Here is a 15,393-nt window from a genome sequence, read left to right on the forward strand (position 1 = left end):
CTACCACATTTCGGTAGCTGGCCTCTCTCCGACCTGGCCCATCACATGAGTGTTGCGGTTATTATCTGAATTCAGGCTTGGCTATGTGGCTATGATGAGCCAGTAACAGGAATGGAAGCTATCGGGGACAACAGAACAGATCTGGAAAAACACTTTCTTCCATCTGCCTGCCGTGGTTAATAAATGCTAAGCTTATGCACCGGCGGCCTTAATTCCATGCAGATACCAACGCTGGACTGATTGTCGCTAATCATGTTTATCAAGGAGAGAACATGTTTAAACTACCTTTTTCCGTCCTCATGTGTGTTTTGATGCTAGGTGCCCTTAGCGCCCCCCTATCAGCCCAGGCTTCGACAAATACCCAGCCAGTAGCGATTAATTTTGCAGGCCAGTCTTTTATTCACCGCTGGTCGAAAGATAATCTGAATGAGTTCACTCCTGAAGACCAACCAGACCTTACCCAATGGCAGCAAATGATCTCTGTTAATGTTCATCCCAACGTTAAGGATGGCGACCAGTTAGCGGCCTTGGCCAATGCGGTACTCAGCAATTATCAGCGCTCAGGAGAGATAATTCGGGCCGATTCAAAACCACGTACTAACGAGAAGCCAGCCGAACACTTGATCGTCGCAATTTTGGGTGCACCGGGGGTCATAGAGACCGCTTTTGCGCGAATAATGCTCATCGATGATCTAGGCGTGATCCTTGTGTATTCGCGGCGTGCTTACGGTGAAGAGGCGGCAAATACGATTGGCGCATGGTTGCAAGCCAACGGCTCGACGACTGAAAATGTACTAATGGACTGGACAGGGTTCCCAAGACCCGCCGCCTTACAAACACTTCCACAGAGCGACTAGCTGCAGCTCATCCAGTAGGGTAATCCGACGGCTCTATAATATTTATTGTGAGAAACCTATGAGTGGACAGCAACTACCAGCCAAACTGATGGCTCTAATCTCACTATTACAGGGCCTAGGTTTACTCTACCTGCATCAGGCCATCGAACTACACTACTGGCCACACCAGCAGCCACAATGGTTATTTGCATTCTATAGCCTGGTGTTTATCTGGCCGACGATGCTGTTACTCGGTCTGGATCACAATAATGGCCGTGCCATAGTAAAGCTCACACTGCCTTTTGCACTACTGAGCGGGCTGCTTGGCTACTATGTCGGCCATCAGGTCATCCCACTCGAACACATACGTTTTAATGCACTGCTGTACAGCTTTGTGTTTACCATGACCATCGCCACGTTTAAAGCCCTGATGTACAGCCAACAGTGGGCGAGTGGTGAAAAACTCACCTACAGCGCCTTGTTTATCTGGTCCTGGCGCAACTTCCTTACCCTGTCCTTGGCACTGCTGTTTGCCGGTAGCTTCTGGCTGGTGCTGATGTTGTGGGGCGCTCTGTTTGAAGCCATTAATATCGACTTTTTCAGTGATCTGTTTGAAGAACGCTGGTTTTATTATCCCGCCATCGCCCTAGCCAACGGTTTTGGCATTATCATCTTCCGCAACCTGACCCGCATTATTGATACCATTACCCGGCTACAGCAGGCATTGATGAAATTTCTGTTGGCGGTGCTAACGCTGGTATCGCTGCTATTTCTCAGCGCCCTGCCTTTTACCGGCTTAGGCCCCTTGTGGGAAAGCGGAGGCAGCAGTCTGATTCTATGGATGCAGGCACTGATGCTGTTTTTCGTCAATGCTGTTTACCAGCATGAGTCGGACAAGTGCCCCTACCCCTTGTGGTTGCACCGTTTTATTTATATCGGCGTTGCCGTACTGCCTATATACAGCCTGATCAGCTACTACGGGCTGAGCCTGCGTATCGACCAGTATGGCTGGAGTCTCAGTCGTTACTGGGCCTTTCTAATCTGGTTTTTACTGGCACTGTTTCCGCTGGGCTACTGGTGGGGCATCGCTAAATACCGGGATCGCTGGACACACCAACTCGGACGCACCAACCTTGCCATAGGCTTAGTGGTACTGGGAGCGATGCTTATCGTCAACTCACCCGTGTTGGACTTCAGAAAAATGGTCGTGGCAGACCAACTGCAACGTCTGGCCGACAACAAGGTCAAGGTTGATGACTTTGATCTCAACTATTTTCGCCGCCACCTGGCTCGGCCCGGGTATGACGGATTACAAACGCTCAAAGTGCAATATGCTGAATCCCACCCAGGCTTAGTGGTTAGAATCAATGCTCTGTACAACGACAGAACCCAAGAACAAGCTGTCTCTACTCGGGATGAATTTATTGCCGCAATCACCCTGCTATCTGACAACCCACCCGAGGCACTTCTGACAGCGATTTATAACCAGGAAGTAAACAATTTCTGGAGCATTCAGCATACCCGGCAATATTTTTTACGCGCGCTGGATCTCGACCTGGATGGCAACCAGGAGTATTTATGGATTAAAAAACGACAAGAACACACAGACATACAACTTTTTTTCCAGCAAGATGAGCAATGGAAGCCACTGTATATTGGGACCTCTCAAAGCGTTGACCAGGAATCATTAACCGGAGATATTGAGGTTGTGCCCGCACGCTGGAATGATCTTGTGATAGGTGGCCAGCGATTCAGGGTGGGCCTGGGAGATTAGGCGAGCCTGTGAAGTTCGGCGTCAACTAAACATCATGAAGCTGAGCCGAATTGAACGGCATGCAATTACAAAGTTAAGTGATGTCGATTGAGTGAAACCCACGTTGAACTCGAACGGCAATGAGTGCGTATTCAGGTTCCCGGTCAATTGAACTATGACAGGGCGTTCAAAACCACTAGTCACCTTCATCGTTTAAAGCCAACCTTCAACTTATATACACTCTATTTGCGCATGAGTTATGACAATTTTAGCTCATCTAAACTTTTGTTTTAATTATCCTTAACTGAACTGGCACAGTTTCTGCTGGCTATGAATAAGCTACACTCTGCATGACGTGAGTTGGCGCTATATTAACCAGCAATAGCACAGCTTTCGCACCGATAGAGTGCAGACTTCATTACCGGAGACTGCAAATGCCAGATATAAGTGCGCTGGATGCATTGTGGATTTTAATAGCCGCCATGCTAGTCCTGATTATGCAGGGTGGATTCCTTTGCCTGGAATCCGGCCTGACCCGCAGTAAAAATGCCATTAATGTAGCGCTCAAGAATGCGTTCGACCTGATCGTTGCAGCACTACTCTACTGGCTATTCGGTTTCGGCATCATGTTCGGTGCCCATGAAGGCCTGCAACTCGACACTCACTGGTTTATTGCAGATTTTTCCAGGGATGAATTCTGGCATGCCAGTTTTTTCTTCTTTCAACTGACCTTTTGCGCAACCGCCGCCACTATTGTTTCTGGTGCCATCGCTGAACGCAGCCGTTTTTTGGTTTACATTATCATCACCGCCATGATCAGCCTGCTACTCTATCCAGTGTTTGGCCACTGGGCCTGGAGCAGTGCCGTTAATGTTCAGCCTGGCTGGTTGGAAGCCATGGGATTCACTGACTTTGCAGGCAGCACCGTAGTACACAGTGTCGGCGGATGGGTCGCATTGGCCGCGGTGATCGTGATTGGGCCCCGTGCCGGGCGCTTCTATCGGGGCAAAGTACAATCTATTCCTGGCAGCAATCTACCGCTGGCTATTCTCGGTATGCTGTTCTTTATGATTGGCTGGATCGGCTTTAACGGTGGCAGTACACTGGCCTTTACCACGGCTATTGCTGGCATCATCGTCAATACCATCATCGCGGCCGCGGCCGGGGGTATCACCGCCATCCTGCTATCGCTGACTCAACAGGATAACAGCCAAACCACTTCGCTAACCATTAACTGCACCCTGGCCGGACTAGTCGCTATCACAGCCGGTTGCCATGTCGTCTCAACACCGCAAGCCGCAATAATTGGTGGTCTGGGCGCGCTATGTATGTTTCTGGCTGAAAAACAGATGCACCGACTGCAACTGGATGATGCTATTTCGGCCGTGCCCGTACACCTGGCCGCAGGCATCTGGGGCACACTGGCCGTGGCCTTATTCGGTGATCTTCAACTGATTGATACTGGCTTAAGCCGCCCAGAGCAATTGCAAATACAGCTACTTGGCATATTTGCCTGTGCCCTGTTTATTTTCCCACTGTCACTGACATTACTGGTTCTGCTGAACCGTTTCATACCTTTGCGAGTCAGTGCTGAAGCCGAGCATCTGGGACTTAATGTCTCTGAACATGGTGCCAAAACAGAACTGGGAGATCTACTATCCGCTATGCAAACCCAGGAGCGTAGCGGTGATCTGAAACAGCGGGTACCGGTTGAACCCTTTACTGAAGTCGGCCAGATTGCATTACAGTACAATCGGGTTATTGCTAACCTTAATCGCATGGTTACACGCACTAGGTTAATTGTGCGTGATATGCGTGACGGGGTTATCACCTTCTCCGATCAGGGCATTATCACCAGCGCCAACCCAGGGACTGAAATTCTGTTCAACTGCCCTACTCACCAACTGGTAGGTCAGCCAACGGACATGCTACTTCACGAAAAAAATCAGCAAACCTTTTCAGCCACTCCACCGGAACGTTTATTTGTCACCCTGGCTAGCAGCCAACAGCCAGGGCCCTATGAAATCATTGCCAAAGACAGTCAGGGTAGCGCCTTCACCCTAGAGGTCACCACTACCGCCAGTCCGACGGATGAAGGGGTACAATACAGCGCCATGCTCAGAGATATCAGTGAGCGAAAAAAAATGGAGGCCCGACTGCACCGTCACTCCGAGTTGGCTCAGGTCACCCTGGAGGCGATTACTGAAGCGGTCGTCACCTGTGATGCAGCCTATAACACTGTCTACCTTAACCCTATGGCCAGCGAGCTTCTGGGACACACGGCTGAACAGGTATTCGGGGTCCCCATCGATGACATCATTCTGATCGAAGACTCTGACACAGGTCAAATTAAAGTATCAACACTTTGTCTGGAGCAATCAGAAAGAAGGGACCTTAATAACCAGAAGCGACTGTTCCACCTCAAAAACAAGCAAGGCGATGAGTTTGAAGTACAACTGAACTGTGCTCCTTTGCTGGATACCAACCGGCAAAGTATGGGCTGGGTAATTGCATTACAGGATATTACTCAGAACAGCCGACTCCAGCAAATGCTGACCTTTCAGGCGGTACACGACACTCTGACCGGCCTGGTCAACCGTCGCGAATTTGAAAAGCGACTGGAATCGTTGATCTATGAAGCCCACCAGGACAAAGCTGATCATCTACTATGTTACCTGGATCTGGACCAGTTCAAATTAGTGAATGATACCTGTGGTCATAGAGCCGGTGATATCTTGTTAAAACAACTCTCAAACCTGCTAAAACCGGTGCTACGCCAGAGTGATACCCTGGCACGGTTAGGTGGCGATGAATTCGGCGTACTGCTCAGTCACTGCCCAATTGAAAAAGGCCTGGAAATTGCCGAAGCACTGCGTAAAACTGTGACGGCATTTCGTTTTTCCTGGGAAGGCCAGGTATTCTCTGTCGGCGTCAGTATAGGTTTGGTCAGCATAACAGAGGACTGCGGCAGTCTGGATGAAGTGCTCAGCCATGCCGATGCCGCCTGCTATACCGCCAAGGACCTGGGGCGCAACCGGGTATGCCTGTTTCAGCCAGATGACAAACAGGCACAGGAACGCCAAGGGCAAATTCAGTGGGCCAGCCGCTTGCAGGAGGCACTCGACAAAGACCTTTTCCGACTCTATTTTCAAACCATTGTCCCGCTGGAAAACAGCAACAACCTAATGCCTCATTATGAAATTCTGGCGCGGATGATCAGCGAACAAGGGGAGCTCATTCCCCCCGGCGCCTTTATCCCGGCGGCAGAACGTTTTGGGCTGATGCCCAAGATAGACAAATGGGTGATCAGTAACACCCTGGCCTGGATGGGAGATCAACTTCGCCAGAACAAACAGCCGGTGTTTTGCTCTATAAACCTGTCGGGTGCCTCGATCGGTCGTGAAGACTGCCTCAAGTTAATACGGGAGCAACTCGAAAAACACCAGGTGCCAGCACATAACATTTGTTTTGAAATCACAGAAACTGCAGCCATCGCAGATCCAGCCAATGCCGGTCGTTTTATTGCCGAACTGAAACGCTTAGGCTGCCAGTTTGCCCTGGATGATTTTGGTAGCGGCTTGTCTTCATTTGGCTATCTGAAACAGTTGCCGGTCGACTACTTGAAAATAGACGGCATCTTTATTCAAGAGCTAGCCAATAACCGCATTGACCAAGCCATGGTGGCCTCGATTAACAACATTGGCCACATTATGGGACTGAAGACCATTGCTGAATTTGTTGAAGATGCCGCCACGTTGAATATCCTGCGTCAGATAGGTGTGGATTATGTCCAGGGCTTTTACCTGTCACGGCCAGAGCCGCTGGAATCACTTAACAGCGTCAGGGTAATGCCGCGGTAAATGAAAGGGTTTTTCGGTCTAGACAAAGCTGTGCCATAATAGAGGCAATTTGATGCCTTGGCAGAACCCTATGCGAGCACTGTTTTCCCTGCTTGTGGTTGGTTTGATTACCAGCCTTTTGCTAACTAGCCTGAGCCAGGCCGACTCGGGTATTCGTCGTATAGTCCATCCGGACGGCCGAGTGGAGTTCACTAATGTGGGTAGTGCTCCGGCCAACACTGCAGCCACGACCACGCCGAGTCAAACTATCTATAGTTATCGAACTCCTGGCGGTACGATGGCGTTCTCCGACCAGCGTCCGGCTGAGGGCATCCGTTATGACACCCTGCGCTTTGACTGTTATGCCTGCAAGCCTGGTTCCACAATTAACTGGCATAATACCCGCCTTTTTGCCAGCCAATACAAAGATGAAATTGAACGCGAGGCTCAACGCTTCAATGTCGACCCGGCACTGGTACGAGCCGTCATTCATGCAGAATCAGCCTTCAACCCCCAAGCCCGCTCACCCAAAGGTGCTCAAGGGTTAATGCAGCTTATGCCACCCACAGCCGCTGATCTGGGCGTCACCAACGCCATGGATGTCAGCCAGAACATTTATGGCGGTGTAAAATACCTGTCCTGGATGCTGGAACGTTTCAATGGCGACACCCGCTTGGCTACCGCCGCCTACAATGCAGGCCCCGGTGCGGTACAACAATACGGCGGCATCCCCCCCTTTGCTGAAACCCAGGCCTATACTGAACGCGTCGCCATTCTGCATCAGCGTTATCGTCAGTTATACTGAAGTTGATTGAATCTTTACCTAACAGATCAACCGGAGTGTAACGATGAGCTTATCACCCTTTCATTTGGCAATTCCTGTGTATGATTTACCCGCCGCACGGCGTTTTTACGGAGACGTTTTTGGTCTCGAAGAAGGCCGCTCCAGCGAACAGTGGGTTGATTTCAACTTCTATGGTCATCAATTAGTGATCCATGAACACCCCAGAACAGCGGCGCAAACAGACGCTCATACCAACCCAGTTGATGGCCATGACGTCCCAGTACCGCACTTTGGTATCATCCTGGAATGGTCACAATGGGAAGCCCTGGCTGAGCGACTGAAATCCCATGGTATCCAATTTGTGATAGAGCCTTATATCCGCTTTAAAGGACAGGTGGGTGAACAAGCCACGATGTTCCTACTCGATCCCTGTGGCAACGCGCTGGAGTTCAAAGCCTTTAAGGACATGAGCGAAGTATTCGCCAAATAAACGCGCTCAGTAGAGGGGTTGACATCAACGCCAGACGTGATACCGTACTAGTACATGAATACACTCGACCCCTACACTCAAGAACTGCTCGACTCCCTGCTGGCCGCTGAAGATCGCGAGGCGCTGTTGCAACTGTTGCAAAGCCTGCTGACACCAGCCGAGTTGAGTGAAATCCCCAAACGTCTGCAAATTCTCAAACGCTTGCAGGCGGGCGAACCACAACGTCGGATTGCCGAAGACCTGGGTGTGGGTATCGCCACTGTATCCCGCGGCGCACGCGCGCTAAAACGCGACCTTTAAGAGTTCACCATGACCCGTAGACCTGAAAAAATAGAGCTGCCGCGCAAACCGCATTATGTCATCCTGGCCGCCGACTGTGACTTTTTTGAGCTGTTCCGCAAAATCGAAAAGCGCTTTGATGTGTGCTTTATGCTGGAGTCACTGGGTGAAGACAGTCATATCTCCCGCTATTCCATCATCGGTTTTGACCCTGAACAGTTGATCTATGCCAATGGCCGACAGCTCACCATCGAATCACGTGACGGTCAGTGTGAGCATTACGAAAGTGATAACCCCTATTATTTGCTGCGCGAAATCATGCCGCAGAACATCATTTCACGAAAATACGCAGGCGGACTGACCGGCTACCTCGGCTACGATGCCATGAGCTATTTCGAACCGACACTGAAGCTAAAAACCAGCGACTGGTTTGATGCCTTTCGTTTCGGCCTGTACAAAGATGGCCTGATCCTGGACAAGATGACCGGTGAAATCATCTACTTTTACTATGCTGAAAACCGCATGGACCTGGTCACAGAACTGATCAATGCCCCCCGCCCGGACAATGGATCACTAGAGATCACCTACACAGGTGAAACCATGTCCCGCGAAGCGCATGCCGATGCGGTGATGAAAGTGAAACAGGACATCATCGACGGCAAGATCTTTCAGTGTGAGGTCGGCTTCAAAAAGTACCTTGGCCTGAAAGGCGACACCTTAAACATCTATCAGCAATTGCGTGAAGTGAATCCCTCACCGCAAATGTACTATCTGAAATTTTCCGATCAGAAACTGATTGGTGCCAGCCCGGAACTGCTGTTCCGTCTGCGTCAGGGCGAGATGGAGACCTTTCCGTTGGCCGGTACGACCCGACGCGGCAAGGACTCCCAGGAAGATACCCAACTGGCACGCGTGTTGTTGAATGACCCCAAAGAGATCGCTGAACACAATATGATTGTTGACCTGCATCGCAATGATATTGGCCGGGTGGCACGTTTCGGTACAGTCAAGGTCCGCAGCCTGATGGATATCAAACGCTTCAGTCATGTACAGCACATCTCCAGTGAAATCGTGGGCATCATCTCCGAAAAAGAAGATATGTTCTCAGCGTTGGCGAGCAACTTCCCGGCAGGTACACTTACCGGCGCACCTAAGATTGAAGCGATGAAAATTATCGATGCGCTGGAAACGGATGGTCGTGGTCCCTATGGCGGTGCTGTAGGTAACTTCTCCTTCAATGGTGACTGCACTTTCGCCATCCCGATTCGCACGGTGTTTGCCAAGGGCGATCAGGCCTATGTGCAGACCTGCGGCGGCAATGTCTATGACTCTAATCCGGATGACGAGTATGAGGAGATACGGCGCAAGTTTGCCGGTACGCGCAAGGCGCTGGAGCCCTTCCTGGTCAGCGAAAAGGAGTCGCAGGCATGAAAATTTTAATTATCGATAACTACGACTCTTTCACCTACAACCTGTATCAGTACATAGGTGAAATTCTGTCCACAGCACAGATTCACGGCCAACTGGACAGCTTTGACATACAGGTCAAACGCAACGACCAAATCACCCTGGAACAGGTGCGCGAGCTCAGCCCTGATCGGATCATTATCTCCCCAGGACCTGGCTCACCGGATGATGAACACTACTTCGGTATTTGTGCCGCTGTTATTCGTGAACTCGGAACGACCACTCCGCTACTCGGTGTGTGCCTCGGCATGCAGGGAATTGTGCATGTCTTCGGTGGCAAGGTGGTCAAAGCCGCCCTGCCGATGCACGGCAAAATCAGCCCGATCAATCACAATGGTGAAGACATGTTCCGTCAGATTCCCGACCAACTGGAGATCATGCGTTACCATTCCTTGATTGCTGAACCCCAAAGCCTGCCCAGCTGTCTGGAAGTTACTGCCAGCGTCGGCAAGCTGCCGGTTTCCGCCTTCAAAGATCACGCTCAGATCCACCAGGGCGGTGATTTCGAAATCATGGGCGTACGCCACAAAAACTACCCAATCCAGGGCATCCAGTTCCACCCGGAATCCTTCGCCACCGAAGGCGGCAAAGAACTCATCAGCAACTTCCTGTTCAACTAAACCTAAAAGAAAAAAGGGGTCAGTACCCTTTATTATAAAAAATAAAGGGTACTGACCCCTTTTCTCGCCTTTTAGGGGCGCTTTAGTTCAGCTAGTAGCTGGCTGAGTATTTCAACCCAGGGCTGCTCGGCTTGGTTTGCTTTTAAATGCTTTAAGCCTCTGGCTGTAAAGGTGCCGGGGGTGCCGATCTCCCGGGCCAGAGCGGCCGGTGTTGAATCAGGTCGTTGCTGCAACAAAACAGCCGATTCCTGCTGGGCTCGTGCCAGCAGCGCCACCGCTTCGGGCAGGGCCATACCTGTTTTTGCCACCAAAGTTTCTGCCAAGGCCTGGATCTGCTCCAACCACCAGGCATTGACGCAGACACTCAACATCGAGGCTTCGAACTGGTCTTCCGTGGCAAAGCTCTGCACACCATACCCCGCTCCCTTAAACAGGGTGGATAAGGCATTGTTCTGCGGATAGAGAAACACACTGGCACCCGGATACGCCACCGCAATACTGGCCATCATTCGGGTGACCTGTGCCGGATGGCACCGATGGGCTAGATCAGACGTTTTCACCCCCGCCACCAAACTGATCAGATGATGTGCGGCGGTCAATTTCACGGAGGCCATCAGGTCATCCAACTGCTCAGGACGCACACCGATCACTAGCGTCTGACAATGATCCACCACCGCTTGATTATCAGTAGCAACCGTCACGCCAGCAAGATCCTGCAAACTGGCAACACGCTCAGCGGAGCGTGGTGACACACACCATTCAAAGGGTGTGGATGACCGCTGCACCCCACGGATAAGCGCTTCAGTCAACGCCCCTACGCCCAACACACCGATTTTCATTTCAGGGTTTCCTATCAATTCATACTGGCCATAAATCCATGTACACCAGTCAGAATAATCTGTGATGCCATAGCTGCAAGTACCAGTCCTGTCACCTTACTCAATACATTCAATCCGGTACGGCCCAGTATTTTTTCCAGCCACGAAGCCAGATGAAGACACGCCAGCAAAAACAACAACGCCAGCACTAGTCCGATCACCCCAAAGACCAGATCGATCCCTTCCAGTTCAGCGCCATATACCAGAATCGCCCCGATAGAGGCGGGTCCAATAATAGTTGGGATAGCTAAGGGTACCACGGAGATATCATCGCGCTGCTCCTCTGGTACCTCGGCATTAGCCCGCACACCATCACGGACCAAACTAACACCAGACAGAAACAACAAAACACCGGCGCCGATACGAAACGAGTCCAGCGTAATCCCCAGCACAGCAAACAGCTGGGCACCAAAAAAGAACAAAATCAAACTGATGCACAAGGCAGCAAACACAGCCCGATTAGCTATCGACTGTCGTGTTTTGCGCGTGTCGGTACGTGTCAGGGACAAAAACATCGACACCACAAAGAAGGGGGCAAACAAGAAAACGAATTTAAAGCTGATAGAAAGCAAGATTGCCATGACACCACGCCGTTACTGAAAAGAAACAGCCTGCATAATCCTTGAATGACCCTCTCTTGTCCAGCCGCGGTCACCGGGTGACATTACTACCCGGAAACGTAAAAGGAGCCGCGTTAGCCTGACATCACCGCCTTCCCCTGACAATAATAGCCTTGCATCTCCAATGCCGGCACCATTTTACCGCCAGTTGCCCAAACCACATGTGTCGCTTGATCCAGATAGGCTGGCAAGTCGGCTGTTGCTATCCCGGCAGCCGCGGCTGTAAACAATTTGGCAAACCCAGGCATTCCAGCCACGGCCGAGGGCTCAAGGTCGAGACCCTCACTGTCGTGAATTAGCGCCACCAACGCGTAGAGCTGTTCATCAGCGACGGTATAAATGCCGTCCAGTAAGGGCTCCATCATCTTCCCCACGAATACTGAGGCACGCCCGACCGCCAGGCCGTCCGCACAGGTGAGATTGTCCAACCCAATATCCTGCACGGAAATACCCTGATGCAGCCCCGTGTACATACCCAGTAACATGCAGGGCGAATGAGTCGGCTCGGCAAAAAAGCAATGCACCAGATCGCCAAATACCTGCTTCAAACCAAACGCAATGCCACCCGGCCCACCACCCACGCCACAGGGTAGGTAAACAATTAATGGATGTTGTGCATCCACCCTAATAGCCTCTTGCAGCAGCTGTTGCTTCAAGCGCAAAGCCGCAACGGCATAGCCCAGAAACAAGGCCGTAGAATCCTCATCATCAACAAAATGACAACGCGCCAAGCGCAAGGCTTCTGCGCGGCCCTGTGCGACAGCTACACTGTAATCTGAACTATGTTCAATGACCTGTACCCCTTTTTGCCGCAACAAGGCTTTTTTCCACGCCCGGGCATCGGCGGACATATGCACTATGACCTGAAAGCCCAGTTGAGCGCTGATAATGCCAATACTCAATCCAAGGTTGCCCGTTGAACCAACCACCACGGTATGTTGTGCGAACAGGGCACGAAAAGGCTCCGATGCAAAGCAGGCATAATCATCACACCCAGGTGGTAACAACCCCTGTTCCAAGGCCAACTTTTCGGCATAGAGCAGTATTTCATAGATCCCACCACGGGCCTTAATCGAACCAGAAATCGCCAGGTGACTGTCGCACTTAATCAGCAATTTACCTGGCACATCAGCTGTCAGCCACTCGGCCAGTGCCTGGGGGGCTTTGTCGGCAACCAGCAGCGGCGATTCAATGATGCCGCCCTGCTCTGCCGTCTCCGGAAACATCTGCGCAAGGTAGGCTGCAAAACGCTGCAAACGTGCCGCCGCCTCCTCAATATCATCGAGCTTAAGCGGCAGTTGATCGCGTACCTGCTCGAAGGGAACCCGCCCGGGATTGATCCACAGCGTTTCACGAGCCTGCATCAAATCATTGATCATCGGATCCTGTCCTGTCTGAGCTACTCCCAGCCAATCTGACAGTGTTAACCTGTTCATAGTATGTCCTTACAGCAAGTATTGGAGCAGCGATCAATACAGGAAGCTCAGCCCCACCAGAAATAACAGCAATGCAAACAGCCGCTTCAACAATAGCGGATCTAGCCAATGGGCCAACTGCGCACCAAAACGCGCAAATACCATGCTGGTGACGGCTATCCCCAGCAAAGCAGGCAAGTAGACATAGCCGAGGCTCCATTCCGGCAAGGCTTCAGCCTGTAAACCAAACCAGATGAACGACAGGGAACCGGACAGGGCTATGGGTAATCCACAAGCCGCCGAAGTGCCTACAGCCAACCGCATCGGAACGCCTTTCCAACTTAAGAGGGGTACCGTCAGTGAGCCGCCACCTATACCGAATATGGCCGAGGCCCAACCAATCAAGACACCCGACACACCAAGAAATCCACGCCCAGGATCCGATCCCGCCTGGTGTTTCGGTTGCAACTGGAAAAACATTTGTATCGCCATCAGGATGGCAAACACACCTATGACCTTTTGCAGTAATGCACCGCTCATGAAAGAGGCCGTGTAGCCCCCCAAGGCACTGCCAAAGAGGATACCAAAGCTTAGCCACAGCACAGTACGCCACTGCACCGCACCTAAACGATGGTGGGCCAACACAGAGTTGATCGACGTAAATACGATAGTAGCCAGTGAAGTCCCCACAGCCAGATGCGTGAGCACATCCACTGAGACACCCTGCAGCGTAAACACATAGACCAGGATCGGTACGATGATCAGCCCACCACCTATGCCAAATAAACCGGACAACACACCCGCCGCCATGCCGAGTAGTAAAAAGACGATCAGAACCACGTTTCAATGACTCCACTAACCTGCTAATCAATCCCGGTGACTCAACTCACCGGGGCGGCATGCTCAACGCTCAGGCAAACCCCAGAAAGCCTTCAGCTTCAGATAAGGGTCTGGCACGGCTCAGGTAATCAAGGTCCACCTTCGGACGCTGTAATTCAACATCACCGGCAAACAGGGTTTCCAGTTCACGCGCAAACGCCAGTGTCTGCAAATCACTGCCACGGCGACCAATAATTTGCAGTCCAAACGGCATGCCGTTGGCGTCACGTCCAGTCGGCAGGGTGACAGATGGATGACCTGCCAGGGTCGAGGCATAGGCCATTGACAACCAATGGTAGTAGCTTTGGGTCGGCTCTCCATCAATTTCTGAGGGATAGAGCTCATGCCAGTTGCGGGGACTGATGGTCGTCGTCGGCGCAAGCACAAAATCGTACTGCTCAAAGAACAGCTGCCATTGACGGTAGAGGCGAGTCTGGTTGGTCAGCGCACGCACCACGTCCAGTGCGGAGTAGCCCTCCCCTTCCTTGACGTTTTCCCTGACGTTGGGACCCACTTTGTCCGGGTATTGTTGCAGCAACTCTCGGTGATGGCCTGAAAACGCCAGTGCACGAATCACCGCGAAGGTATCATCAGCTTCCAAACAGTCCGGATGTGCCTCATCAAACTGGCCGAAAACATGCCCAAAGCGGCTGAGCTTGTTGTGGAAACTTTCAGCTATCATGCGCTCGGTCATCGCAAAGCCAAAGTCATGCGTAAAAGCGACACGCGCACGACAGAGATCATAACCTGGCAGATGCCGGAAAGGTCCAGGATCCAGTACCGCTTGATCATTAATAACCGTTACCCAAGGATCGCGCCGATCGGGTCGGATCATAGCTGACAACATCAACGACACATCATCCACTGTGCGCGCCATTGGCCCATTCAGTGACATAGGCATCCAACCCAGCGGACGGCTATGCCCTGGTACCACGCCAGGGGTGGTACGAAAGCCAACCACACCGCAGAAGGCAGCAGGGCTTCGCAGACTACCACCAGTGTCTGAGCCTGTAGCCAATGGGGTCATGCCGCAGGCCACCGCAACGGCTGAACCACCAGACGATCCGGCCGCCGAGCGGGTCAGATCAAACGGATTAGCGGTGACACCATACACCGCATTACGGGTATTCCCCCCCGCACTCCACTCTGGATTATTGGCTTTACCCATCACCAATGCACCTTCGGTCCGCAGTTGTGCCACCATCGAGTCATCACTCTTGGCAATATTGTCAGCATAGATTTCACTGCCGAAGGTGGTTGGCAAACCGGTAACATCCACCATATCCTTCACACACAGAGGCAAACCATGCAAAATACCGAGCTTATCACCACGGTCAATCGCTTTCTGTGCTGCTACAGCGGCTGTACGCATGGCGGTAAAATCCTGCGCCACCAGTGCATTGACCGCAGGATTAACAGCCTCAGCACGGGCAATACAGCTCTCTGCCAACTCCACTGCCGACAGTTTTTTAGAGGCCATCAGTCGACGGGCTTCCATCGCACTTAAATCACATGGGTTCATAGATATCTCTC

Annotated in this window: 13 protein-coding genes; 8 read left to right on the forward strand and 5 right to left on the reverse strand. The window is 51.7% G+C overall.

Features of this window, described 5'->3' with window-relative positions; genetic code table 11:
- The first annotated feature begins 272 nt into the window (after positions 1–272).
- From ACN0R1_RS13070 to ACN0R1_RS13105, 8 genes are all read left to right on the forward strand, one after another.
- Positions 273–857 (forward strand): hypothetical protein, encoded by a 585-nt coding sequence (locus ACN0R1_RS13070; protein WP_417583537.1) that lies wholly within the window; start codon positions 273–275, stop codon positions 855–857.
- A 58-nt stretch (positions 858–915) separates the two neighbouring features.
- Positions 916–2,610, forward strand: coding sequence for a DUF4153 domain-containing protein (locus ACN0R1_RS13075; RefSeq protein WP_417583539.1), 1,695 nt, complete (start codon positions 916–918; stop codon positions 2,608–2,610).
- Between the two features lie 413 nt (positions 2,611–3,023).
- The gene (gene amt / locus ACN0R1_RS13080; protein WP_417583541.1) at positions 3,024–6,449 is read left to right on the forward strand and encodes an ammonium transporter; all 3,426 of its coding nucleotides are present in this window, start codon (positions 3,024–3,026) and stop codon (positions 6,447–6,449) included.
- 52 nt (positions 6,450–6,501) lie between these two features.
- Positions 6,502–7,233: a lytic transglycosylase domain-containing protein gene (locus tag ACN0R1_RS13085; protein ID WP_417583543.1), complete on the forward strand. Its 732-nt coding sequence runs from the start codon at positions 6,502–6,504 to the stop codon at positions 7,231–7,233.
- 43 nt (positions 7,234–7,276) lie between these two features.
- Entirely contained in the window at positions 7,277–7,702 is a 426-nt protein-coding gene (locus ACN0R1_RS13090) for a VOC family protein (RefSeq protein WP_417583545.1), read from the forward strand.
- 54 nt (positions 7,703–7,756) lie between these two features.
- Positions 7,757–8,002: a Trp family transcriptional regulator gene (locus tag ACN0R1_RS13095; protein WP_417583547.1), complete on the forward strand. Its 246-nt coding sequence runs from the start codon at positions 7,757–7,759 to the stop codon at positions 8,000–8,002.
- 9 nt (positions 8,003–8,011) lie between these two features.
- The gene (locus tag ACN0R1_RS13100; protein WP_417583549.1) at positions 8,012–9,412 is read left to right on the forward strand and encodes an anthranilate synthase component I family protein; all 1,401 of its coding nucleotides are present in this window, start codon (positions 8,012–8,014) and stop codon (positions 9,410–9,412) included.
- Positions 9,409–10,068 (forward strand): anthranilate synthase component II, encoded by a 660-nt coding sequence (locus ACN0R1_RS13105; protein ID WP_417583551.1) that lies wholly within the window; start codon positions 9,409–9,411, stop codon positions 10,066–10,068. The genes ACN0R1_RS13100 and ACN0R1_RS13105 overlap by 4 nt, the downstream gene beginning before the upstream one ends.
- A 71-nt stretch (positions 10,069–10,139) precedes the next feature.
- On the opposite strand, the gene ACN0R1_RS13110 is transcribed toward ACN0R1_RS13105, so the two are convergent.
- From ACN0R1_RS13110 to ACN0R1_RS13130, 5 genes are all read right to left on the reverse strand, one after another.
- Entirely contained in the window at positions 10,140–10,907 is a 768-nt protein-coding gene (locus ACN0R1_RS13110) for a pyrroline-5-carboxylate reductase family protein (protein WP_417583553.1), read from the reverse strand.
- A 14-nt stretch (positions 10,908–10,921) separates the two neighbouring features.
- Positions 10,922–11,527, reverse strand: a complete 606-nt coding sequence (locus ACN0R1_RS13115; protein ID WP_417583555.1) for a MarC family protein — start codon at positions 11,525–11,527, stop codon at positions 10,922–10,924.
- Positions 11,528–11,640: 113 nt separating this feature from the next.
- On the reverse strand, positions 11,641–13,002 hold the full coding sequence (locus ACN0R1_RS13120) for a D-serine ammonia-lyase (RefSeq protein ID WP_417583557.1): 1,362 nt from the start codon (positions 13,000–13,002) through the stop codon (positions 11,641–11,643).
- Between the two features lie 33 nt (positions 13,003–13,035).
- Positions 13,036–13,821, reverse strand: coding sequence for a sulfite exporter TauE/SafE family protein (locus ACN0R1_RS13125; RefSeq protein WP_417583559.1), 786 nt, complete (start codon positions 13,819–13,821; stop codon positions 13,036–13,038).
- A 70-nt stretch (positions 13,822–13,891) separates the two neighbouring features.
- Complete coding sequence (locus ACN0R1_RS13130; protein ID WP_417583561.1) at positions 13,892–15,382, reverse strand: amidase; 1,491 nt, start codon at positions 15,380–15,382, stop codon at positions 13,892–13,894.
- Between the last annotated feature and the right edge of the window lie 11 nt (positions 15,383–15,393).

Source organism: Nitrincola sp. (assembly GCF_048264025.1).
Taxonomy (GTDB): Bacteria; Pseudomonadota; Gammaproteobacteria; order Pseudomonadales; family Balneatricaceae; genus Nitrincola.